The sequence below is a fragment of the Polaromonas sp. P1_H6 genome (genome assembly GCF_056405195.1).
In genome coordinates, this window is sequence record NZ_JBFUCN010000028.1 from 26,449 (window position 1) to 46,460 (window position 20,012).

Here is a 20,012-nt window from a genome sequence, read left to right on the forward strand (position 1 = left end):
ACGGCTTACCCAGCCAAGGAGAAAAAACCATGAAGCTGTACTACTCCCCCTCCGCCTGCTCGCTGTCGCCGCACATCGTGGCCACCGAGCTCGGCCTGCCCTTTGAACTCGTGAAGGTTGACGTGGTCGCCAAGCGCACCGAGCACGGTGAAGACTATCTCGCCATCAACCCCAAGGGCCTGGTGCCCGCCCTCCGGCTGGACGACGGCAGCGTGCTGACCGAAGGCCCGGCCGTCGTGCAATACCTGGCCGACCTGAAACCCGATGCGCAGCTGGCGCCCGCCAGCGGCAGCATGGCGCGCTACCGCCTGCAGGAAATGCTGGGCTACATCAACTCAGAACTGCATCAGGCGTACATGCCGCTGTTCAACCCGGCTTGCAGTGATGAAGTGCGCGGCGCGCGCATGGCCCATCTGCACAAACACTACGGGCTGCTGGACGCCGCGCTGGGCCGCGCGCCCTTCCTGCTGGGTGAGCGTTTCACGGTGGCCGACGCCTACCTGTTTGTGGTCACGCGCTGGGCGGAATTCGTCAAGCTGGACCTGTCGGCCTTTCCCCATCTGCTGGCCTTCCAGGCGCGCATTGCCGGCCGGCCCGCCGTGCAGGCGGCCATGCAGCGTGAACAAGTCGCCAGCGCCTGAGCGCAAACCTTCCCGCCACCCATCCCAACCCACTCATTCAACCCACCTATCCAGGAGAACAGCATGAACAGCCCCACCACCGAAACACCCACCCTGAACCACGCCGTCGTCTCCAGGGACACCTGGCTGGCCGAGCGCAAGACGCTGCTGGCGCAGGAGAAGGAACTCACACGCCTGCGCGACCGCATCGCCAGCGAGCGCCGCGCCTTGCCCTGGGTCCATGTCGAGAAAAACTATGTCTTCGACACGCCCGAAGGCAAACGCTCGCTGGCCGATTTGTTTGAAGGCCGGCGCCAGTTGATGGTGCAGCACTTCATGTTCGGCCCCGGCTGGGAGCAGGGCTGCCCGAGCTGCTCCTTCATGGCCGACCATACCGACGGCATGAAGATCCACCTGGAGCACCGCGACATCAGCTTCGTGGCGGTGTCGCGCGCGACGCTGCCCGAGATAGCGCGCTTTCACAGTCGCATGGGCTGGAAGTTCAAATGGGTGTCGTCCAACGGCAGCGACTTCAACTACGACTTCCACGTGAGCTTCAAACCGGAGGATCGTGTCAACGGCACCGTCAACTACAACTACGGCATGGTGGAATTCCCGGCCGAAGAAGCGCCCGGCATCAGCCTGTTTTACAAGGACAGCGAAGGCCGGATTTTTCACACCTACTCGACCTATGGGCGCGGTGTGGAAGTCATGATCGGCACCTACCCCATGCTGGACCTCGCCCCCAAGGGCCGCGACGAGCGCGACACCTTCTACAAGATGGAGTGGATGCGCCACCATGACCGCTACGAGACCCAGGCCGTCTTCACCCCCGCGCCTGAGGCCCATGCATGCTGCAGCGACAAAGCCTGAGCGGCCCCAGGCAGGCGCAAGCATCATGTCAAACCTTTGGCCCTGGCTGGCGGTGGCGGGCGTCGGCGCCCTTCACGGGCTGAACCCCGCCAATGGCTGGGCCTGGGCCGCCGCCTGGGGCCTGCGCTCGCGCGACCGCGCGCAGGCGCTGCGGGCCCTGCTGCCGATCGCGGCCGGGCACACCGCTTCGGTCGCGCTGGTGGCCGCTGCGGTGGTGTGGGGGCTGGCCATGGACCGCTTCGCGCTGCAAGTGCTCGCGGGCGGCCTGCTGGCCGCCTGCGCCGCGCTTCACCTGTCGCGCCGCACCCCCGGGGCGGCACGCGCACCCGCCGGCAAGGCTGGGCTGGCACTCGGGTCTTTCATGATGGCCAGCGCGCATGGCGCGGGCCTGATGCTGGTGCCGGCGCTGGTTCCGCTGTGCGCGGGAGAAGCCTCGCTGGCGGGGATGGAGGGCGCGGGGCCGCTGGCGCTCGCGCTCGCGGCGGTTGGTGTTCACACCGCGGCCATGCTGGCCGTCACCGGCCTGGTCGCGAGCGGGGTTTGCCGCGGTTTTGATGCAGGCCAGCGCTGGCTGGGCGGCCGCGGATGCCTAACCGAGCAGCCGAAACAAGCCGTAGAGGGAAAGCAGGGCGGTTAACACCAGAAATCCGGTCTTGGCCCCGCGGGCCCCGACCAATGTTCCGATCACGCTGCAGGCCAGGATGGCGCCGAAGATATAAGTTGTTTTCATGCCCTGATGGTAAAGCCTGGGCGCAGCTGAAAAAGCCCGCTGTGGTGTGAAACCTACGCGCAAAACTCAGGCGCGCGAAAGCCGCCGCGAAGGCTGCGACCCGCCGCGCGGCAGGCTGGCGCTTACCAGTGCCGCGGCCAGCGTGACCAGCCACGAGTAGTAGACCCACAGCAGGAAGGCCAGCAGTGGCGCGAAGGCCCCGTAAATCGTGCGGTAGGTCGGCACGTTGGCCAGGTAGATCGCAAAGCCCTGTTTGCCCAGTTCAAACGCGACGCCGGCCAGCAGGCCGCCCGCGATCGCATCGCGCCAGCGCACCACGGTGTGCGGCACAAAACGGAACAGGCAGGCAAAGCCGGCGGCGCTCAAGGCCATGGGCCCGATGTTCAGCGCGTGTGGCAGCCAGCCGGGCCGCGCCACCGGCAAGCCGCTGGAGGCCGCTGCCAGATAGGACGCGGCCCACAGGCTGGCGCCTATCAGCACCGGGCCGGTCAGCAGCATGCCGATGTACAGGCCCAGCCGGCGCAGCAGCGGCCGTGGTTTTTTGACCTGCCATATCCGGTTCAGCGTGCCCTCCACACTCATAAGCAGCGCCAGCGCCGACACCAGCAGCAATGCAAAGCCGACCTGCGTCAGCCCGCCGGCATTACCCGCGAACTGCGCGAGGTGTTTGAGCACCGTCCGCGCGATGCCGTCCGGCAGCAGGCCGCGCAGCAGGTGCTCCCGGATCGCGTCCCCGGCCGCATGCAGGGCGGGGATGCGCGCGAACAGCGCAAAACTCAGCGCCAGCAGCGGCACCATGGACATCACCATCGTGAAAGTCAGCCCACCCGCCGACTGCGGAAGTCGCTCTTCGCGAGCGCGCCGCAGCAGGCGGCTGGGCAGGCTGCCCTGGTTTCGGCTGCTGCTGGAGGTTGTCGTCGTTGCCATGCAGGGAATATAGCGAGGCGAATGCGGTTTTACGGCGGGGCTTTGGGAAATACGGGGATTTGAGGGGTAAACGCGGCGTCTGCGCGACAAAGTGGGTTGGGCGTGGTGTTGGATGAAAATGCAGCTTCCCTACAAGCGGGTTTAAAGAACGTCCCGACGGGTGCCTATGACTTCCAACAATAGGCTTTAGTGCAAGGAACTAACTTGGCAACAAAATCAGAAAAACTCTTTGCGGCATATGCGCGATTCGCGCAAACAATTGTCGGCATTCCGGATGAAAAGGCTTGGGAGCTGTGTCAGGTCGCTGCCGGGGTTCCAGCCTTTGTTGCCGAGGTTCGTTCACGCGACCCCAAGCAGACAAGCTCGCAGATCGTCACCGGTTTGGAGCAGGGTTTGAGGGAAATGCCCGGCCTTATCGTCGAGGTTGATATTCAGTGGCGCGGGGCGGTTTCAAAAGCGCTGCACGACGCGATGATGGCAGAGTACCCCGAATTCCTGCAACTCGAGACGGCGCGCCTGGAGAAAGTCATGACGCGAGGAAAAATAAAGACCGAGGCCGAGTTCTACCTGGTGAAGCACAGGATAGCTGTTCTTGAGGGTGAGCCCGAGTTGCCTGAGCAGTTGAGGAATCTCTATGCATTGGTCGAGGCGTTTGAAGCCCGCACCTAGCTTGAAATAAGAGAAGAAAAATGGAAAAAGTCGAAATCTACTGCCCCAAGTGCGAATGGCGCCCCCGCGCCGAAGACCGGTGGTTTTGTGTACCCTCTTGCGGTACCGTCTGGAACACGTTCTGGACCAGGGCTGTCTGTCCCGGTTGCGGGGTCAAGTGGCCGAGCACCGCGTGCTTGGCGTGCGGCGTCTACTCGCCCCATGAAGCCTGGTACCACTACCGTGATCCGGTGGCCGGTGAAGGGGAGCCGGTGCGTGAGGAGGAGAAGCTTGTTGCATAACTGTCCGGCCAAGCCAAACTCCAAGACGTTCCGCCGCTCCAGTGGAACTTGACTGTTGCCAAAGGCCGATTCAAATTTGGAGACCTATGAGCATGGAAAAAACTCATGAGCCTGCGGGACAATCCACAGCACGAAGGTATCGGGGGTACGGCTTGTTTGGCGGGGTCGCGCTGGGACTCTTCGCCGGCGTCCTGATCAGCGGGCCCCATTTTGGGGAATGGTCCGCCAGTGCATCGCTCGCGCTGGTCCTCGCCTGCGCAACCGGTGGCGCATTGATAGGCTGGCTGTTCCTTTCCATCGCCTCAGGGTCGGTGGCGGGTGGGGGCGCCTGGGGGGCGGGACATGTCGAGGGAGGAGATGTTTCAGGTGCTGACGGCCACGGTGGAGACGGTGGTGGCGATGCCTGACCAGCAGCGGGTCGTCAAACCCCCGAGCACCCAGGGCTACGCCGAGCAGGCCGAGGCGCTGATTCCCCAGTACGAGGCCATTCCCTTTGTCAAACGCCACGAGGCCGAACTGCATCTTTTGCCGACGGCCCCCAGCCGCGTCCTGGACATAGGCGCGGGCACCGGCGTCGATGCGGCCTGGTTCGCCGAACAGGGGCACAGCGTTTTGGCCGTGGAGCCGACCGCGGAGTTTCTGACGGCGGCCATGCGCCTTCACCCCTCGCCTTTGATCGAATGGCTGGACGATACCCTGCCCGGATTGGAGCGTGTGCTGTCGCGCGGGCAGCGCTTTGACGTCGTCATGCTGAGCGCGGTGTGGATGCACCTTGACGAGGTGGAACGCCGCGCCGGCATGCCCCGGCTGGCGTCGCTGCTGGCGTCTGGCGGGCTGATCCTGCTGTCCCTCCGACATGGGCCTGTCCCCGCCGGGCGGCGCATGTTTGATGTTTCGGGCGAAGAGACGATAGAACTTGCGCGGCAGCACGGGCTTGAGGCTGTGCTGAATACGCTAACGGAGTCCTTGCAGCCGGGAAATGTCGCAGCCGATGTCACATGGACCCGACTCGGTTTCAGGAGGGGAGGCTAGCGGCCCCGGCAACGCCGCGGGCCGCTAGCCTCACGCTTTCACTTACCCCAAATTCACCGGTACAAAAATCTTGCTGTCCCCGCGCTGTATCAGCAGGGCCACGGATTTCTCGGCCTTGGACACCGTGGCGCGCACCTGCTCGATGTTCTTCACGGGCACGCCGTTGATGGACAGCAGCACGTCGCCGGGCTGCACGCCGGCCAGAGCCGAGGGGCCGCTGGCCTGTTCGACGACCAGGCCGTTGTCGACGCCGGCTTCCTTCTTTTCATCGGGCTGCAGCGGGCGCAGGGCCAGGCCCAGCTTGCCGTGGTTGGGGCTGTCCTTCTTGGCCACGACCTGGCCGGTCTTTTCGTCGGCGCTGCCGAGCTTGGCGGTGATCTCTTTGGACGAACCCTGGCGCCAGATGTCGAGCTTGAGGCTGTCGCCGGGGGCCGCGAGGCTGATGATGGCGGGCAGGTCGCCGGACGAGACGATGGGCTGGCCGTTGACGCTGCGGATCACGTCGCCGGTCTGCAGGCCGGCCTTCTCGGCGGGGCCGCCTTTTTCGACATTGGCGACCAGCGCGCCTTCGGGTTTGTCGAGTTTGAAGGAGTCGGCGAAGGACTGGTTGACTTCCTGCACCGCCACGCCCAGGCGCGCGTGCTCGACCTTGCCGGTGGCCACGATCTGGTTCTTGATCCGGGCCGCCACGTCGATGGGGATCGCGAAGGACACGCCCTGGTAGCCGCCGCTGCGGGTGTAGATCTGCGAGTTGATGCCGACCACCTCGCCGCGTGTGTTGAACAGCGGCCCGCCCGAGTTGCCGGGATTGACGGCGACGTCGGTCTGGATGAAGGGCACGGCGCTGTCGTCGGGCAGCGAGCGGCCTTTGGCGCTCACGACGCCGGCGGTGACGGTGTTCTCAAAACCAAAGGGCGAGCCGATGGCCAGCACCCATTCGCCGACCTTGAGTTCGCTGATCTTGCCCAGGGTGACCACGGGCAGGTTTTTGGCCTCGATGCGCAGCACGGCGACGTCGGTCTTGGGGTCGGCGCCCAGCACCTTGGCGCGGTATTCGCGGCGGTCGGTCAGCTTGACGGTGACCTCCTTGGCGTCGCGCACCACGTGGGCGTTGGTCAGGATGATGCCGTCGGCGCTGACGATGAAGCCCGAGCCCTGGCCGCGCGTGGGGACTTCCTGCTGCGGGGCGTTGCCGCGGGCGCCGGGGCGGCCCTGGCCCTGCTGGAAGCGCTTGAAGAACTCAAAGAAGGGGTCACCCGAAAAAGGCGAGTCATCGTCGTCGCCGTCACCCTGGGCGATTTCATTGCGGACCTTGGTGGTGCCGGTCACGCTGATGTTGACCACGGCCGGGCCGTAGCGTTCAGTGATCTGCGAAAAGTCGGGCAGGGCCATGGGGACGGAGGCCGCGCCGGTCACCGGGGCGGGCGCGGAGACGGCGGGTGGCGTGGCGGCGGTGGCGGCGGAATGCAGGATGTTGATGGCGCCGACGCCGGCGCCGCCAATGGCGCCCGCGGCCAGCAATGCAGCAACAAGCCGGGTGTTCTTCAATGCGGTGGATGACATGGCGAGCTTCCTTGGTTGGGTTGCGGCACTCTTTATGCCGATGACCTAACTATGGAGACCGTGTCTTAGACGGGGCTTAAGGGGCGCTTGAAGCGGGCTCGGCCGGAAACTGCACATCTACCTTGAGCCCACCCAGGCGTTCCGAGCTGCCTAGCCGCAGCGTCGCGCCATGCCGTCCGGCGATGGCTTTGACGATGGCCAGGCCCAGGCCGCTGCCGGTTTGCGGCGCTTCATCGGCCCGGCCCCCTTCGGCACCGGCGCGGACGAAGCGGTCGTACACACGTTCGCGGTCTTCGGTCGGGATGCCGGGACCGCTGTCTTCCACCGCGAGTTCGGGGTGGCCGTCCGCCAGGGCCAGCGAGACGTCGACCCGGCCGCCGGCCGGTGTGTACTTGACGGCGTTGTCCAGCAGGTTGCGCAGCAGCACGCGCAGGGCATCGGCCTGGCCCGTGACCCGCAGCGGCTGCGCTGGTGGGTTGCCCGCCACCAGGCCCAGGTCTATCTGTTTGTGCAGGGCATGCGGCAGCACGTCGGCCACCGCGAGCTTGACGACTTCCTGCAGGTCCACGGGCCCGGCCGCACCCGCGGCGGCGCCGGCTTCCTCGCGGGCCAGCACCAGCAACTGCTCGACCAGGCGTATCGCGCGGTCTATGCCCTGGTTGAGCCGGGCGATGCCGGCCTCGCGTTCTGCGGGCGTGTCGCCGTTGCGGCGCAGGGCCTGGGCCTGCAGCTTGAGCGCCGTCAGCGGCGAACGCAGCTCGTGCGCCGCGTCGGCCACAAAATGTTTTTGCGCCTCGAAAGCGCCGCGCACGCGGCCGAACAACAGGTTGAGCTCGTCCACCAGCGGGCGCACCTCGTCGGGCAGCCCTTCGGCGGCCAGCGGCGACAAATCGTCGGCGCGCCGGCCCGCCACCTGGCGCCTGGCCCGCTCTATGGGCGCCAGCGAGCGGCTGATGACCCACCAGACGGCCAGCATCAGCAGCGGCGTCAGCAGCAAAAAAGGCATCACGGCGCGCACCGCCAGCGCGCGCGCGCGGGCCGAGCGCGCGTCCAGGTCCTGGGCGATCTGCACGGTCTGCAGCGCGGTCTGCAGGGTATAGACGCGGTAGCGGTTGCCGTGGGCCTCGACGTCGGAAAAGCCCAGCACCGCGCGCGGCGGCAGCGCCGAGCGGGTGGAGCGGAAGATCTGCGTGCCGTCCAGGCCCCAGATCTGCACATAGACCTCGAAGCGGTCGTCGTCGTCGGCCTCTTCGAGCGGCAGGTTCAGGGGCACGCCGCTGCGCAGCGAGCGCGCCATCTGCTGCAGGTGCTCGTCGAACATCGCATCGGCCTGCCGCAGCGCGCCGCGGTAGGCGGTGCCGGCTTGCAGGACGGCCGCGCCCAGGATGGCGGCGAGCACAAACCACAGCAGCCTTTTTCTGAGGGAATGCGTGGCCGGCTTTGTCATTGTTTGGGCACCAGGTAGCCAAGGCCGCGCACGGTCTGGATCACATCGTTGCCCAGTTTTTTACGCACGCCGTGGATGTAGACCTCGACGGCGTTGCTGCTGACGTCGTCTTTCCAGCTAAAGAGTTTTTCTTCCAGCTGCGCGCGCGAGAGCACCACGCCGGGGCGCGCCAGCAGGGGCTCGAGCACCGCCCATTCGCGGGCCGACAAGGTCACGGGCTGGCCGTTGAGGCTGGCTTCGCGTGTGGCCGGGTTCAGGCTCACGCCCTTGTGTTCAAAGGCCGGCTCGGCCCGGCCCGCGCTTCGGCGTATCAGCGCGCGTATGCGGGCCAGCATCTCGTCGGTGTCATAGGGCTTGACGACATAGTCGTCGGCGCCGGCGTCCAGTCCGCCGATGCGGTCGCCGACCGCGTCGCGCGCGGTGGCCACCAGCACCGGGGTGGTGTCGCGGCGGGCGCGCAGGGCGCGCAGCACTTCGAGGCCGTCGCGCTGCGGCAGGCCCAGGTCCAGCAGCACCAGGTCGTAGTGCTCGCTGCGCAGGGCCTCATCGGCCATGCGGCCGTCGCGCACCCAGTCGACCGCGTAATGCTCGGCGCGCAGCACCTGCAAAACCGTCTCGCCGATCATGGTGTCGTCTTCAACCAGCAATAAACGCATTGGGGGACCCTAATCAGAAGGTACAAGTATGCATGCACTGACTTAGGTGGGGCTTAAAAACCGGCATCCAGTGTGCTTCCGGTTTTGCTCTTTCTCCCAGGGGGAGAGGGAGCGAAGACAGGGGCCCGTCTAGAATCACCGCACAACAACAGGGAGCCGGGATGGGAGCGTTCGTTCAGGTGGGGTGGTCCGGTACAACACAGGGCGCGCTTTAGCATGGCGGCCGGCAAATCCGCGGTCAAGCCCTTCTGGCACCGCCTCAACAAATTCTTCGCATTTCCCTTCCAGGCCACGCCTTTGGCCTATGGGCTGTTCCTGGCGTTTTGCAGCCTGCTGCCCGAAGTGCTTTTTTTCCTGCCGCGGGTGCTCATGTTGGTGATGGTCGAGCTCGGCATCCTGCTGGCCGCAAGCCGCTACGGCTTCAAGGTGGCGGTGCTCGGCTCGCGCGGCATCGCGCGCGCCAGCGACTTTCCGTCGCGGCTGGATGACGAGTGGAGCAGCCTTCCCTGGAAGCTGTTCGGCGTCTTTGTCGTGCAGGCGGTCGTCCTGGGCTTCGTGGCCTCGGTCAACAGCAAGCTCGCCACGGCCGGGACTTTTGTGCTTTCCTTCCTGTTTCCGGCAACCGTGATTGTCCTGGTGCAATCGGGCAGTGCGATGCGCTCGCTGAACCCGGCCGCGATCTGGCGTGTCGTGCAGGTCCTCGGCGCGCCTTATCTCGCGCTGTGCCTGTTCCTGTTTTTGCTGAGCAGCGGCGCGCAGGTCGCGCTGGCGCTGCTGCTGCCCCGGGTCAGCCTGTGGCTGCTGGTGCCGCTGTTCAATTTTTCGTTCATTTATTTCGGCTGGGTCATGGCCAGCCTGCTCGGTTATGTGATGTACCAGCACCATGAGGCGCTCGAGATCGACCTGTTGCCGGGCGCCGGCGCGGACGAAGCACCGCCCGAGCGCCGCAGCCCTGAACAGATCGCACGCCAGGAGACCGACGCGCTGGTGGCCGAGCTGGTGACCGAGGGCGACATCCCCGCCGCGCTCAACATCGCCTACGAAGACCAGCGCGTGCGGCCCAACGACGTCGCCGCGCTGCGGCGTTACCACCGCGTATTGCTGATGGCCGACAAGACGCCGACGCTGCTGGAACATGCGAAACGTTTGATCGCGCTGCTGCTGCAGCAGGAGCTGGGGGCAGAGGCGGTCAAGGCCTGGCAGGACTGCCGTACCCGTGAGCCGGCCTTTGTCCTCGAGGATGCGGAGCAGACCCTGGCCCTGGCGCGCGCCGCCTGGCGCGGCGGCGACGCGCAGGCGGCGCTGGCCATGCTGCGCAGCTTCGACAAGCGCTTTCGCGGCCACGCCGCCATCCCGCAGGCCTACGAGCTCATCGCGCGGGTGTTGACCCAGGGCATGAGCCGTGCCGACATGGCCAGACCGGTGCTGGCCGTGCTTGAGGAACGCTATCCCGACAGCGAGGCGACGCGCGAGGTGCGCTGGCTGCTGCGCGACCAGCCGGCTGCCTGAAGTGGCTCAGTAGCGGCTCAGGCTTGCGTCAGCGAGCGCGTGGCCATGTCGTTGGGCGCCAGCCGCTGCAGGTGCGGCAGCCAGTACAGGGCGCGCTCGCGCTGCCCCGCGCGCAACCAGCCCTGGGCGCAGACACCCAGCGTGTCGGCGAGCCCCAAATGCTCCGGAGCGCTTTTGAGCAGCGCGCGGCACAGCTTGTCGGCGTCGTCGAACTGGCGGGCGCGCGTGAAGCGGCGCGCCAGCCGTGCCATGTCGTCGGGTTTGAGGCGCGCGCCGGGTTTGGCCTGGTCCAGGTAGGTGCGGTAGCTGGCATGCTGCAGTTCCAGCGTGGCGTCGTCGCTGGTCGCGAGGCGGAAGATGAGGCGCGCGGCACCGTGGAAGTCTTCGCTTGCCGGCTGCAGCCGCGCGGTGTTGAACCAGGCGCGCAGTACTTCGCCGTCGGTGGGCCGCAGTTTCGCCGCGGCACGCCATTGCGCGCAGGCAGCGTCGAATTTCATCCCGGCCGCCAGCCGTTTGGCCTCGGCGACGTGCTGGTCGAAGCCGTCGCCGGCCTGTTCGGCGGCCACCGGCGGCGGCGTGAGTTTGCGCCAGTGCATCGCCGCGGCCATCAGCAGCGCACCCGTGAGCAGCCCGCCCAGGTGCGCCATATAGGCCACGCCCTTGCCGCCGACGACGTGCTGCAACGCCTCGTTGGCGATCCAGGCCGGCAGCAGCAGCAGCGCGGGCGCCGTGACGTAATTGAAATAGAAGAACAACTGGTAGAAAAAGCGGATGCGGCGCAGGCGGTACATCACGGCATACATGGCCATCAAGGCGGAGACCGCACCGGAGGCGCCCAGGCCGTAACCGCCTTGCCCGGCATAAGCCCAGCCTGCCAGCAGCGAGGCACCGAGCGCGCCCGCGAGATAAAACGCCAGGTAAAGGCCGCGACCCAGCGCGAGTTCGACCGAGAAGCCGAACAGGAAGAGGAACACCATGTTGCCGATGAGATGGGAGGTGCTGGCGTGCAGGAAGGCCGCGGTGATCCAGGTCACGGGACGCAGCGGTGCGTCCTTGCTGTTGTCCTGGGCCCAGTGGGCGGTGAAGGGGGCTGGCTGCAATTTTTCGTAGCGGCGCCTGTCCTGCTGCCACTGCTCATGGGCCGGATTTCCGGGCCGGACGACAAGGCCGGCATGCAGGCGCGCCATGAAGGTTTTTTCGTATTCCAGGCCGTCGAGCAGGGCATCGTAGCGGCGCTGCTCCAGCATGCGCCTGGCCGCAGGTGCGCGGGGTGACCCGGTCTCTTCAAGCCAGCCGACAAAAACCGGCAGTTCCAGCGCCGGCAGGCTGCTCGAAAGATAGAAAGCCGCAGCCTTGTTCTGCGCATTTTCCTCGGCGCGCTGCGGGCCCCAGAACACCGCCATGTTCACCAGGATCAGCAGGATCGTCAGCCATGGCGGGTTGCGCCAGGTGGGCCGGTTTTCCAGCGGAATTGCGTAAAACATATCCCGCCGGTGCTTCAGTTCAGCCCAGCCGCGCGCGGTGCCGCGCGATCTGCGCCTTCACCTGTGCCGGCGCGGTGCCGCCCAGGATGTTGCGGGCGTTCAGCGAGCCGCGCAGGCTTAAACAGTCGTAGACGTCTTTTTCGATGCTGGGATTGAACTCCTGCAGCACGGCCAGCGGCAGTTCGGAGAGGTCTACCGCATGCGTGGTGGCGGCTTTCACGGCGTGGGCCACGGTTTCGTGGGCGTCGCGGAAGGGCAGGCCCTTCTTGACCAGGTAGTCGGCCAGGTCGGTGGCGGTGGCGTAGCCGCGCAGCGCGGCTTTTTCCATGGCTTCGGGCTTGACGGTGATGCCGCCCACCATCTCGGCGAAGATGCGCAGCGTGTCTTTCAGCGTGTCGACGGTGTCGAACAGCGGCTCCTTGTCTTCCTGGTTGTCCTTGTTGTAGGCCAGGGGCTGGCCCTTCATCAGGGTGATCAGGCCCATCAGGTGGCCGACCACGCGGCCGGTCTTGCCGCGCGCGAGTTCGGGCACGTCGGGGTTTTTCTTCTGCGGCATGATGGACGAGCCGGTGGTAAAGCGGTCGGGGATGTGGATGAAGCTGAAGTTCTGGCTCATCCAGAGAATCAGCTCCTCGCTCATGCGGCTGATGTGCACCATGGCCAGCGAGGCGGCGGCCGTGAATTCAATCGCGAAGTCGCGGTCGCTCACCGCGTCCAGGCTGTTCTGGCAGACCTGTGGCTTGCCGTTTTCATCGACCATGCCCAGGGTTTTGGCCGCGCGCTCGCGGTCCAGCGGGTAGCTGGTGCCGGCCAGCGCGGCGGCGCCCAGCGGCAGGCGGTTCACGCGTTTCCTGATCTCCTGCATGCGCTCGGCGTCGCGGCTGAACATCTCGACATAGGCCAGCATGTGGTGGCCGAAGCTCACGGGCTGGGCCACCTGCAGGTGGGTGAAGCCGGGAAGGATCACCTCGGCGTTTGTCTCGGCGATGTCGACCAGGGCTTTTTGCAGGTCGGTGAGAAGCCCGCCTATAAGGTCGATCTCGCCGCGCAGCCACAGGCGCACGTCGGTGGCGACCTGGTCGTTGCGGCTGCGGCCTGTGTGCAGGCGCTTGCCGGCGTCGCCGACCAGCTGGGTCAGGCGGGCCTCGATATTGAAGTGCACGTCTTCGAGGTCCAGCTTCCACTCAAAGGCGCCGGACTCGATTTCGGAGGTGATCTGTGCCATGCCCTTCTGGATGTCGGCATAGTCGGCCGCGGGAATGATTTTTTGCGCCGCCAGCATCTCGGCGTGGGCCAGCGAGCCGGCGATGTCGGCCTGCCACAGGCGCTTGTCGAAGAACACGCTGGACGTGTAGCGCTTGACCAGGTCGCTCATGGGCTCGGAAAACAGGGCAGACCAGGCTTGGGACTTTTTGTCGAATTGGTTCACGTCGGGCTTTCTAAGGGTAGCGGCCAGCTTGCCGGCTGTACCGGGCAGGCTGTGGATTCGGGGCGCCGGATGCGCTATTCTGGGCAAGCACGGGCCGGCGACGGCCTTGATTGTCTTTCAGGCCGCCGCCGCAAGGGGCGCGACCGGTGCAATACTCGGCATCTGGGTGATTTTATCCATCTGCCAATCCCCGGGAGCCCGCTCCCGCCGTTTTGTCGATATCCAAGCACGCACGCCATGAAGCCTTCGCCTGATCCGCACAATTTCGGGGAATCCACGCTGCTGGGCAGCGTCATCTCCGGCGACGAGGAGCCCGCGCGGCGCGGCGGCGGCACGCGCGCCAGCATGTTCGACGCCTGCCAGGTCGGCGTGGTGCTGCGGGCGGTGCTGTTCGCGGAGGCGGTGGTGGGCGTGTCCGCCATGTTCGGCGCCGACACCCCCCTTCAATGGCTGCTGCGTTTTGCCCTGCTGACCGGCGGGGTGCTGCCGGCCACGCTGGCCTGGCTGATCGTGGCCTGCGCCCTCAAGTCGCGGCTGAACCGGCTCAGGAACTGGCAGCAATGGACGGCCGGCGTGCTGCTGGGCGCGGGCGCGGGCCTGTACGGCTGCGGCCTGCTGTCGGTGATGGGGCTGCTGATGTGGGCGCCCTGGCGGGCCAGCGCGGCGGCGGGCGCCCTGCTGTCGGCCGTGCTGCTGGCGGGCCTGTTCTGGCGCGCCAAGGCGCGCACGCCGGCGGCCACGGCGGCGCGCCTGGCCGAGCTGCAGTCGCGGATACGCCCCCATTTCCTGTTCAACACCCTCAACAGCGCCATCGCCCTGGTGCGCGCCGAGCCGGCCAAGGCCGAAGCCGTGCTGGAAGACCTGAGCGAGCTGTTCCGCCACGCGCTGGCCGACCCGGCCGAATCCGTCACCCTGGGGCAGGAGATCCTGCTGGCCCAGCGCTACCTGGCCATCGAGCAGGTCCGCTTCGGCGAGCGCCTGCAGGTGCAGTGGAGCCTGGACGCCGACGCCGACCAGGCCAAGCTGCCGCCGCTGCTGCTGCAGCCGCTGGTGGAGAACGCCGTCAAGCACGGCGTGGAGCCCAGCGCCAGCGGCGCGCAGCTGCGGATTTCCACCCTCAAGCGCGGCAGCACCGTGGTGATCAAGGTCACCAACTCGACCCCGGCCGGCGCCGGCGAGCGCGGCCATGGTCTGGCGCTGGCCAATGTACGGGAGCGGCTGGCTTTGCTGCATGATGTCGAGGCGAAATTCAAGACAGTCTTCAAGGACGGCATATTTCAGGTACGCATGGAGATTCCCGCATGACACTCAAGGTACTGGTGGTGGACGACGAAGCGCTGGCCCGGTCCCGCCTGCGGACCCTGCTGGGCGATTGCAAGGCGCCGGCGGCGGTGGCGGGTGGGGAAGCAGCCGACGCCGAACAGGCCATGAAGGCCCTGCAGCGCGAGCCTTTCGACGCGGTGCTGCTCGACATCCGCATGCCGGGCCCCGACGGCATCGCGCTGGCCCAGATGATCGCGGCGATGCCGCGGCGGCCGGCCGTGGTGTTCGTCACCGCGCATTCCGAGCACGCGGTGCAGGCCTTTGAACTCGAGGCCGTCGATTACCTGACCAAGCCGGTGCGCCTGGAGCGCCTGCAGCAGGCACTGCAGAAAGTCGAACGCCTCGCGCAGGCGGCGCGCCCCGGCCCTGCCCAGGCCGCTGCGGAAATGCTGATCATCCAGGACCGGGGCCGCACCGAGCGCGTGCCGCTGGCCGAGGTGATCTATTTCAAGGCCGAGCTCAAGTACATCACCGTGCGCACGGCCAGCCGCAGCTACATCCTGGACGGCTCGCTGAGCGAGCTCGAGGAGCGCCACGCCCAGCGCTTCATGCGCATACACCGCAATGCGCTGATCGCGCGGCACGCGGTGCGCGCGCTTGAAAAACATTTCGACCCCGAGGAGGGCGAGGGCTGGGCGGTGCGGCTCAACGGCATTGACGAGCTGCTGGCGGTGTCGCGGCGCCAGCTCAGCGCGGTGCGCGAGGCCATCACCACCTGAGGGGCTTCCTCGGCCCCGGATTTCCCTTTTTTTGTTCCCGTTTCCCCTACTCATACATGTCCCAATACGTCGACTTCACCCAGCGCCACGTGCACCGCTTCAGCAACCAGCCCGCCGTCGAGCAGCAGCTGGTGCGCGAATTTTTTGGCGGCAAGACCGGGTTTTATGTGGACGTGGGCGCCAACGATCCCGTGCTCGATTCGCAGTCCCAGCACCTGGAGGCCTTGGGCTGGACGGGCTTGCTGGTCGAGCCCGACCCGGATTGCTGCGCGCTGCTGCGCCAGAGTCGCAAGGGCACGGTGATAGAGATGGCCTGCTCCAGCGCTGAAAACGCCGGCAAGCTGCTGCAGCTGAACCGCGCGGGGCCGCATTCGACGCTGGAAGACCGGCCCATCGCCCTGGGCGCCGTGGTCCGCTCCACCGTGGCGGTGCGTTGCGAAACCCTGGACACCATGCTGCGCGAACACGGCGCGCCCGTCGGTTTCGACCTGCTGTCCATCGACATCGAGGGGCACGAGCTGGTTGCCCTGTCGGGCTTCGACTTCGGCTACTGGCAACCCCGGCTGGTGCTGATCGAGGACCACGTCACCCACCACCACAAGCATGCGCTGATGCGCGCCAACGGCTACCAGCTGCTGCTGCGAACCGGCCTGAACAGCTGGTACGTTCCGGCGAAAGCGTCCTACACGTTTTCCTGGGCGGCCCGGTTTGAATATCTTCGTAAGTACTACCTGGGCCTTCCATCGCGGAAATTTCGCTATTCGCGCCCGGCGGCTTAAACGCATACGGGGGACACATGACACAAGAAGAAGCCGGCACGCCGCCTACCGGACCGGACGCGGCGCTGCCCGAGCCCGACCGGCTGCTGCTTCACATGCCGGTCGACATACGCAACATGTCGCTGGTGGTGCTGGCAGGCCTGGGTTTCCTGTTTGTACTGCACTGGGCCAAGGCCGTCTTCATTCCGGTGATGCTGGGCGTGCTGTTCAGCTACGCGTTTTCCCCGGTGGTCAACTGGTTTGAGGCCAGGCGAGTGCCGCGCTGGCTGAGCGCGGCCGTGCTCCTGCTGGCGATCCTGGGCGGCATAGGCACCACCGCCTGGTCGCTCGGCGACGAGGCCGCGCAGCTCGTGGAAGCCCTGCCCGCAGCGGCGCAGAAGTTCCGCCTGGCCGTGAAGGCGCGTACCGGCCGCTCCGACAGCGCGCTGGAAACCGTGCAGAAAGCCGCATCGCAGATCGAGCAGGCCGCGCAGGAGAGCTCGGCACCCGGCAACACGCGCGGCGCCATGCGCGTCGTGGTGGAGCCCGCGCGCTTTGACATCAGGCATTACCTGTGGTCCGGCACCATTGGCCTGATCGCGCTGGTGGGCCAAGCCACCGTTGTGGTCTTCCTGACGTATTTCCTGATGCTCTCGGGCGACACCTTCCGGCGCAAGCTGATCAAGCTGGCCGGCGACAGCCTGAGCAGCAAGAAGATCACACTGCAGGCGCTCAATGAAATCACCGGCCAGATCCAGCGCTACCTGCAGGTGCAGCTGCTGACCAGTGCGATCGTGGGCCTGTTGACCTGGCTGGCCCTGCTGGCCCTGGGGCTGAACAATGCCGCCGTCTGGGGCGTTGCGGCGGCCGTGCTGAACCTCGTGCCCTATGTCGGCTCGTTGGTCACGGCGACGGGCTCCGCGCTGGTCGGGTTCTTGCAGTTCGGCTCGCTCAACATGGCCCTCGCTGTGGGCGGGGCTTCGCTGGTCATCCATACCCTGGTCGGCAACCTGCTCACCCCCTGGCTCACCAGCCGCGCCAGCCGCATGAACCCTGTGGCGGTGTTTGTCGGGCTGCTTGCCTGGGGCTGGCTGTGGGGCGTGTGGGGGCTGCTGCTGGGCATTCCGATCCTGATGATCGTCAAGTCGATTTGCGACCGGGTGGAGGACTTAAAACCTATCGGCGAGTTCTTAGGCTCTTGACCGAATAACTGTATGCGGGGATAGACCTGCTGATGGCCCAGCGCCAGGAAAGACGCACATGATGGAACTGCTCACCGACCCGCAAGCCTGGGTTGCCTTTGCCACCCTGACCGCGCTGGAGCTGGTGCTGGGCATAGACAACATCATTTTTATCTCCATCCTGGTCGACAAGCTGCCCAAGGACAAGCAGGAAGTGGCGCGCCGGCTCGGCCTGTTCATGGCCATGTTCATGCGCATAGGCTTGCTGCTGGTGCTGTCGTGGATCATCGGGCTGGTGGAGCCGCTGTTCACCGTGCTCAAGCAGGAAATCTCGGGGCGCGACCTGATCCTGATCGGGGGCGGCCTGTTCCTGATCTGGAAGAGCACCGGTGAAATCCACCAGTCCATGGAAGGCGAGGAGGGCCACGCCTCCAGCACCGTCAAGGCCACCTTCGCCGCCGTGATCGTGCAGATCATGATTGTCGACATGATCTTCTCGCTGGATTCCATCATCACCGCCGTCGGCATGGTCGACAGCCTGGCCGTCATGATCGCCGCCGTCATCGCCTCGGTCGGCCTGATGATGCTGTTCGCGCCGGCCATAGGCCGCTTTGTGTCCACCCACCCGACCATCAAGATGCTGGCCCTGTCCTTCCTCGTCGTGGTCGGTGTGGTGCTGATCGCCGAAGGCCTGGACCACCACGTGCCCAAGGGCTACGTTTATTTCGCGATGGCTTTCTCGGTGGCGGTGGAGATGCTCAACATCCGCATGCGTCGCAAGACCGCCAAGCCTGTGCAGCTCAGGAACGCCTATTCGCCCGACGACAAGGCGGACAGCCCCCGCTCCCGTGACTGAGGCGGCCAGGCGCACCGGCTGCGCCATCTGCTTGCGGCCGCAAAGCGCCTGCATCTGCCAATGGATCACCCCGGTCGCGCATGCGGCCGAGGTGCTGATCCTGCAGCACCCGATGGAAGTGGACCACGCCAAAAACACCGGCCGGCTGCTGCACCTGAGCCTGCCGCGCAGCCGGATGCTGACGGGTGAAATGTTTGAGGAAGCCGGCTTGCTTGCTGCGATCGGGGAGACACCTGCCTATACCGTGCTGCTGTATCCGCCCACGCCGGAGGATGGCGAGGCGCCTGCTGCCCTGGATGCTGAGCGGCTCAAGGATCCGGCGGGTGTGCGGTTGGTGGTGCTGGATGCTACCTGGCGCAAGAGCCGGAAGATGCTGCGTCTCAATCCTTTGCTTCGGAAGTTGCCGCGGCTGTCAGTGGACGAGGCGCCGGCTTCGAACTACCGGATTCGGAAGGCCCATAAGGTGGGGCAGCTTTCCACGCTGGAGGCGGTTTGTTCTGCATTGGCTCGGCTTGAAGGGGATGCTGGGCAGTATCGGGCGCTGCTGCGGGCGTTTGAGGGGTTTGTTGCGCAGCAGATGGGGTACGCTGGCCGGGTCTTGCTCCGGCCTTAGTGCGCTCCTCCTCTGTTCTCTCTGCTGAGGGCGGCTGGCCGGGGTTGCCGGCAGCAACTCACTTTCTTTTGCTTCGCCAAAAGAAAGTAAGCAAAGAAAAGGCGACCCGCAGTCTGGGTCCCTGCGCTTCGCTACGGGCAACCTGCGGTGCTCGACTACGGCGGGGTCTCGCGCAAACTCGCTTCGCTCAGACAAGCGCGATCCCTGATCCGCCTACGTCTGCGCTCCTCGGCCCAGCCAGGACGGGGCAATCGGGAACGGGAGCGGGGACAAAATACAAAGAAGATAAAGAAGACAAATACAAACAAGGACTCGCCACGGCGAGTCCTTGTTTCTTAGGTATTGGTATTCCTTTCCCACCCCTTGTGGATGCGCCGAGGAGCGGAGGTCCAGACGGATCAGGGATCGCGTTGTTTGAGCCGAAGGCGAGTTTAGCGAGACCCCGGCTGGACCGAGCACCGCAGGTTGCCCGTAGCGAAGCGCAGGGACGCAGCAACCAGGGTCGCCTTTTCTTTTGCTTACTTTTCTTTTGGCGAAGCAAAAGAAAAGTGAGTAGCCGCCGGGCTACCCCCGGCCAACAGAACTTAGAAGAGCGCGCCCCGCCGGAGCAAGACTCGGCTTCAATCAGTCGCCCAGGTCGACCAAACCTGCCAGCTCCACTCCAGCCGGAGCACCATAATCCGCCATCACCACCGCCCGGCTCGAGTCCGCCGAAATACCCTGCAGCCGCTCTTTAACAAACGCAATCGAGGGCGCATCGAGCGCGGCAAACGGCTCGTCGAGCAGCAACAGGTCGGCACCTGAGGCAAACCCCGCCGCAAGCCAGACCTTGCGCTTCGACCCGGTGGACAGCATGAAGAGCTTTTTATCCATGTGTGGCTCCAGCCCCAAGCCTTCGACCAAGGGCTCCAGTAGCGTCTCATCAAAGCCCGGATAGCGGCCACCCAGCGATGCGAAGAACTGCACCGGCGTGAGCTGGTCGAAATCGATGCTGCGCGGTTCCATCCAGAACAGCTGCCGGCGATAGGCCTCGGGCTGCTGTTTCAGTGAGACACCGTTCAGCTGCAACTGCCCCGCATCCGCAGCCAGGGCGCCCGCCATCAGGCGCAGCAGGGTGCTCTTGCCGCGCCCGTCGCCGCCTTGCACCAGCGTGACGCCGGGTGGGATGGTGATGGACAGCTGGGAGAAAAGCTCCACCTTGGGATTGGGATAGTGGAAGCTGAGGTTTTCAGTGATGAGAACCGCAGGCGCGACAATGGATGGGGATTTGATGGGTTGCCCTGTTTAGGTGAAGTAGTTGGCCATTGTAAAAATACGGTGCCGATCCGGTAATTGCAGTATT

The 20,012-nt window shown here is 65.8% G+C and carries 19 protein-coding genes; 12 read left to right on the forward strand and 7 right to left on the reverse strand.

What is annotated here, in order from left to right:
• Positions 1-29 precede the first annotated feature (29 nt).
• The 3 genes from gstA to AC1D1F_RS20595 all read left to right on the forward strand — a co-directional run bounded on the left by gstA (position 30) and on the right by AC1D1F_RS20595 (position 2,130).
• Entirely contained in the window at positions 30-641 is a 612-nt protein-coding gene (gene gstA / locus AC1D1F_RS20585) for a glutathione transferase GstA (protein WP_477676110.1), read from the forward strand.
• A gap of 63 nt (positions 642-704) precedes the next feature.
• Complete coding sequence (locus AC1D1F_RS20590) at positions 705-1,493, forward strand: DUF899 domain-containing protein (RefSeq protein WP_477696259.1); 789 nt, start codon at positions 705-707, stop codon at positions 1,491-1,493.
• 25 nt (positions 1,494-1,518) lie between these two features.
• Positions 1,519-2,130, forward strand: a complete 612-nt coding sequence (locus tag AC1D1F_RS20595) for a hypothetical protein (RefSeq protein WP_477696258.1) — start codon at positions 1,519-1,521, stop codon at positions 2,128-2,130.
• A gap of 159 nt (positions 2,131-2,289) precedes the next feature.
• Here AC1D1F_RS20595 and AC1D1F_RS20600 read toward each other — a convergent pair whose 3' ends face one another.
• Positions 2,290-3,150 carry a YhjD/YihY/BrkB family envelope integrity protein gene (locus AC1D1F_RS20600; RefSeq protein ID WP_477676113.1) on the reverse strand — a complete coding sequence of 287 codons (861 nt, stop codon included), beginning with the start codon at positions 3,148-3,150 and terminating at the stop codon, positions 2,290-2,292.
• A 204-nt stretch (positions 3,151-3,354) separates the two neighbouring features.
• Here AC1D1F_RS20600 and AC1D1F_RS20605 point away from each other — a divergent pair, with 204 nt between their 5' ends.
• Together AC1D1F_RS20605 and AC1D1F_RS20610 are read left to right on the forward strand one after the other, a co-directional pair.
• Positions 3,355-3,819 carry a hypothetical protein gene (locus tag AC1D1F_RS20605; protein ID WP_477676114.1) on the forward strand — a complete coding sequence of 155 codons (465 nt, stop codon included), beginning with the start codon at positions 3,355-3,357 and terminating at the stop codon, positions 3,817-3,819.
• A 680-nt stretch (positions 3,820-4,499) separates the two neighbouring features.
• The gene (locus AC1D1F_RS20610; protein ID WP_477696267.1) at positions 4,500-5,132 is read left to right on the forward strand and encodes a class I SAM-dependent methyltransferase; all 633 of its coding nucleotides are present in this window, start codon (positions 4,500-4,502) and stop codon (positions 5,130-5,132) included.
• 42 nt (positions 5,133-5,174) lie between these two features.
• Here the strand turns inward: AC1D1F_RS20610 and AC1D1F_RS20615 are convergent, their stop codons facing one another.
• The 3 genes from AC1D1F_RS20615 to AC1D1F_RS20625 all read right to left on the reverse strand — a co-directional run bounded on the left by AC1D1F_RS20615 (position 5,175) and on the right by AC1D1F_RS20625 (position 8,798).
• Positions 5,175-6,695, reverse strand: coding sequence for a DegQ family serine endoprotease (locus AC1D1F_RS20615; RefSeq protein ID WP_477696257.1), 1,521 nt, complete (start codon positions 6,693-6,695; stop codon positions 5,175-5,177).
• A 76-nt stretch (positions 6,696-6,771) separates the two neighbouring features.
• Positions 6,772-8,142: an ATP-binding protein gene (locus AC1D1F_RS20620; RefSeq protein WP_477696256.1), complete on the reverse strand. Its 1,371-nt coding sequence runs from the start codon at positions 8,140-8,142 to the stop codon at positions 6,772-6,774.
• Complete coding sequence (locus AC1D1F_RS20625) at positions 8,139-8,798, reverse strand: response regulator (protein WP_477677305.1); 660 nt, start codon at positions 8,796-8,798, stop codon at positions 8,139-8,141. The genes AC1D1F_RS20620 and AC1D1F_RS20625 overlap by 4 nt, the downstream gene beginning before the upstream one ends.
• A 216-nt stretch (positions 8,799-9,014) precedes the next feature.
• Between AC1D1F_RS20625 and AC1D1F_RS20630 the strand changes: the two genes are divergently transcribed.
• Positions 9,015-10,307 (forward strand): tetratricopeptide repeat protein, encoded by a 1,293-nt coding sequence (locus AC1D1F_RS20630; RefSeq protein ID WP_477677306.1) that lies wholly within the window; start codon positions 9,015-9,017, stop codon positions 10,305-10,307.
• A 17-nt stretch (positions 10,308-10,324) separates the two neighbouring features.
• Here AC1D1F_RS20630 and AC1D1F_RS20635 read toward each other — a convergent pair whose 3' ends face one another.
• Positions 10,325-11,791 (reverse strand): rhomboid family intramembrane serine protease, encoded by a 1,467-nt coding sequence (locus tag AC1D1F_RS20635; protein ID WP_477696255.1) that lies wholly within the window; start codon positions 11,789-11,791, stop codon positions 10,325-10,327.
• A gap of 19 nt (positions 11,792-11,810) precedes the next feature.
• Positions 11,811-13,220: an argininosuccinate lyase gene (gene argH / locus AC1D1F_RS20640; protein ID WP_477677308.1), complete on the reverse strand. Its 1,410-nt coding sequence runs from the start codon at positions 13,218-13,220 to the stop codon at positions 11,811-11,813.
• Between the two features lie 237 nt (positions 13,221-13,457).
• Between argH and AC1D1F_RS20645 the strand changes: the two genes are divergently transcribed.
• The 6 genes from AC1D1F_RS20645 to AC1D1F_RS20670 are packed head-to-tail and all read left to right on the forward strand — an operon-like array spanning position 13,458 to position 18,670.
• Positions 13,458-14,525, forward strand: a complete 1,068-nt coding sequence (locus AC1D1F_RS20645; protein WP_477696253.1) for a sensor histidine kinase — start codon at positions 13,458-13,460, stop codon at positions 14,523-14,525.
• Complete coding sequence (locus AC1D1F_RS20650) at positions 14,522-15,262, forward strand: LytR/AlgR family response regulator transcription factor (protein ID WP_477677310.1); 741 nt, start codon at positions 14,522-14,524, stop codon at positions 15,260-15,262. The genes AC1D1F_RS20645 and AC1D1F_RS20650 overlap by 4 nt, the downstream gene beginning before the upstream one ends.
• Before the next feature lie 56 nt (positions 15,263-15,318).
• Positions 15,319-16,041 (forward strand): FkbM family methyltransferase, encoded by a 723-nt coding sequence (locus AC1D1F_RS20655; protein WP_477677311.1) that lies wholly within the window; start codon positions 15,319-15,321, stop codon positions 16,039-16,041.
• Positions 16,042-16,058: 17 nt separating this feature from the next.
• Entirely contained in the window at positions 16,059-17,222 is a 1,164-nt protein-coding gene (locus AC1D1F_RS20660; RefSeq protein WP_477677312.1) for an AI-2E family transporter, read from the forward strand.
• A gap of 58 nt (positions 17,223-17,280) precedes the next feature.
• A complete protein-coding gene (locus tag AC1D1F_RS20665) occupies positions 17,281-18,057 on the forward strand; it encodes a TerC family protein (protein ID WP_477677313.1) in 777 nt (258 codons plus the stop codon).
• Positions 18,050-18,670 carry a tRNA-uridine aminocarboxypropyltransferase gene (locus AC1D1F_RS20670; RefSeq protein ID WP_477677314.1) on the forward strand — a complete coding sequence of 207 codons (621 nt, stop codon included), beginning with the start codon at positions 18,050-18,052 and terminating at the stop codon, positions 18,668-18,670. The genes AC1D1F_RS20665 and AC1D1F_RS20670 overlap by 8 nt, the downstream gene beginning before the upstream one ends.
• Positions 18,671-19,294: 624 nt before the next feature.
• Here AC1D1F_RS20670 and AC1D1F_RS20675 read toward each other — a convergent pair.
• Positions 19,295-19,867 carry an ABC transporter ATP-binding protein gene (locus AC1D1F_RS20675; protein ID WP_477679057.1) on the reverse strand — a complete coding sequence of 191 codons (573 nt, stop codon included), beginning with the start codon at positions 19,865-19,867 and terminating at the stop codon, positions 19,295-19,297.
• Positions 19,868-20,012: the final 145 nt, after the last annotated feature.

What these genes read in the sequence shown, in the direction of transcription:
- gstA (WP_477676110.1), top strand. Translation starts at nt 30, where the DNA reads ATGAAGCTGTACTACTCCCCCTCCGCCTGCTCGCTGTCGCCGCACATC.
- AC1D1F_RS20590 (WP_477696259.1), top strand. Translation starts at nt 705, where the DNA reads ATGAACAGCCCCACCACCGAAACACCCACCCTGAACCACGCCGTCGTC.
- AC1D1F_RS20595 (WP_477696258.1), top strand. Translation starts at nt 1,519, where the DNA reads ATGTCAAACCTTTGGCCCTGGCTGGCGGTGGCGGGCGTCGGCGCCCTT.
- AC1D1F_RS20600 (WP_477676113.1), bottom strand. Translation starts at nt 3,150, where the DNA reads ATGGCAACGACGACAACCTCCAGCAGCAGCCGAAACCAGGGCAGCCTG.
- AC1D1F_RS20610 (WP_477696267.1), top strand. Translation starts at nt 4,500, where the DNA reads ATGCCTGACCAGCAGCGGGTCGTCAAACCCCCGAGCACCCAGGGCTAC.
- AC1D1F_RS20615 (WP_477696257.1), bottom strand. Translation starts at nt 6,695, where the DNA reads ATGTCATCCACCGCATTGAAGAACACCCGGCTTGTTGCTGCATTGCTG.
- AC1D1F_RS20620 (WP_477696256.1), bottom strand. Translation starts at nt 8,142, where the DNA reads ATGACAAAGCCGGCCACGCATTCCCTCAGAAAAAGGCTGCTGTGGTTT.
- AC1D1F_RS20625 (WP_477677305.1), bottom strand. Translation starts at nt 8,798, where the DNA reads ATGCGTTTATTGCTGGTTGAAGACGACACCATGATCGGCGAGACGGTT.
- AC1D1F_RS20630 (WP_477677306.1), top strand. Translation starts at nt 9,015, where the DNA reads ATGGCGGCCGGCAAATCCGCGGTCAAGCCCTTCTGGCACCGCCTCAAC.
- AC1D1F_RS20635 (WP_477696255.1), bottom strand. Translation starts at nt 11,791, where the DNA reads ATGTTTTACGCAATTCCGCTGGAAAACCGGCCCACCTGGCGCAACCCG.
- AC1D1F_RS20645 (WP_477696253.1), top strand. Translation starts at nt 13,458, where the DNA reads ATGAAGCCTTCGCCTGATCCGCACAATTTCGGGGAATCCACGCTGCTG.
- AC1D1F_RS20650 (WP_477677310.1), top strand. Translation starts at nt 14,522, where the DNA reads ATGACACTCAAGGTACTGGTGGTGGACGACGAAGCGCTGGCCCGGTCC.
- AC1D1F_RS20655 (WP_477677311.1), top strand. Translation starts at nt 15,319, where the DNA reads ATGTCCCAATACGTCGACTTCACCCAGCGCCACGTGCACCGCTTCAGC.
- AC1D1F_RS20660 (WP_477677312.1), top strand. Translation starts at nt 16,059, where the DNA reads ATGACACAAGAAGAAGCCGGCACGCCGCCTACCGGACCGGACGCGGCG.
- AC1D1F_RS20665 (WP_477677313.1), top strand. Translation starts at nt 17,281, where the DNA reads ATGATGGAACTGCTCACCGACCCGCAAGCCTGGGTTGCCTTTGCCACC.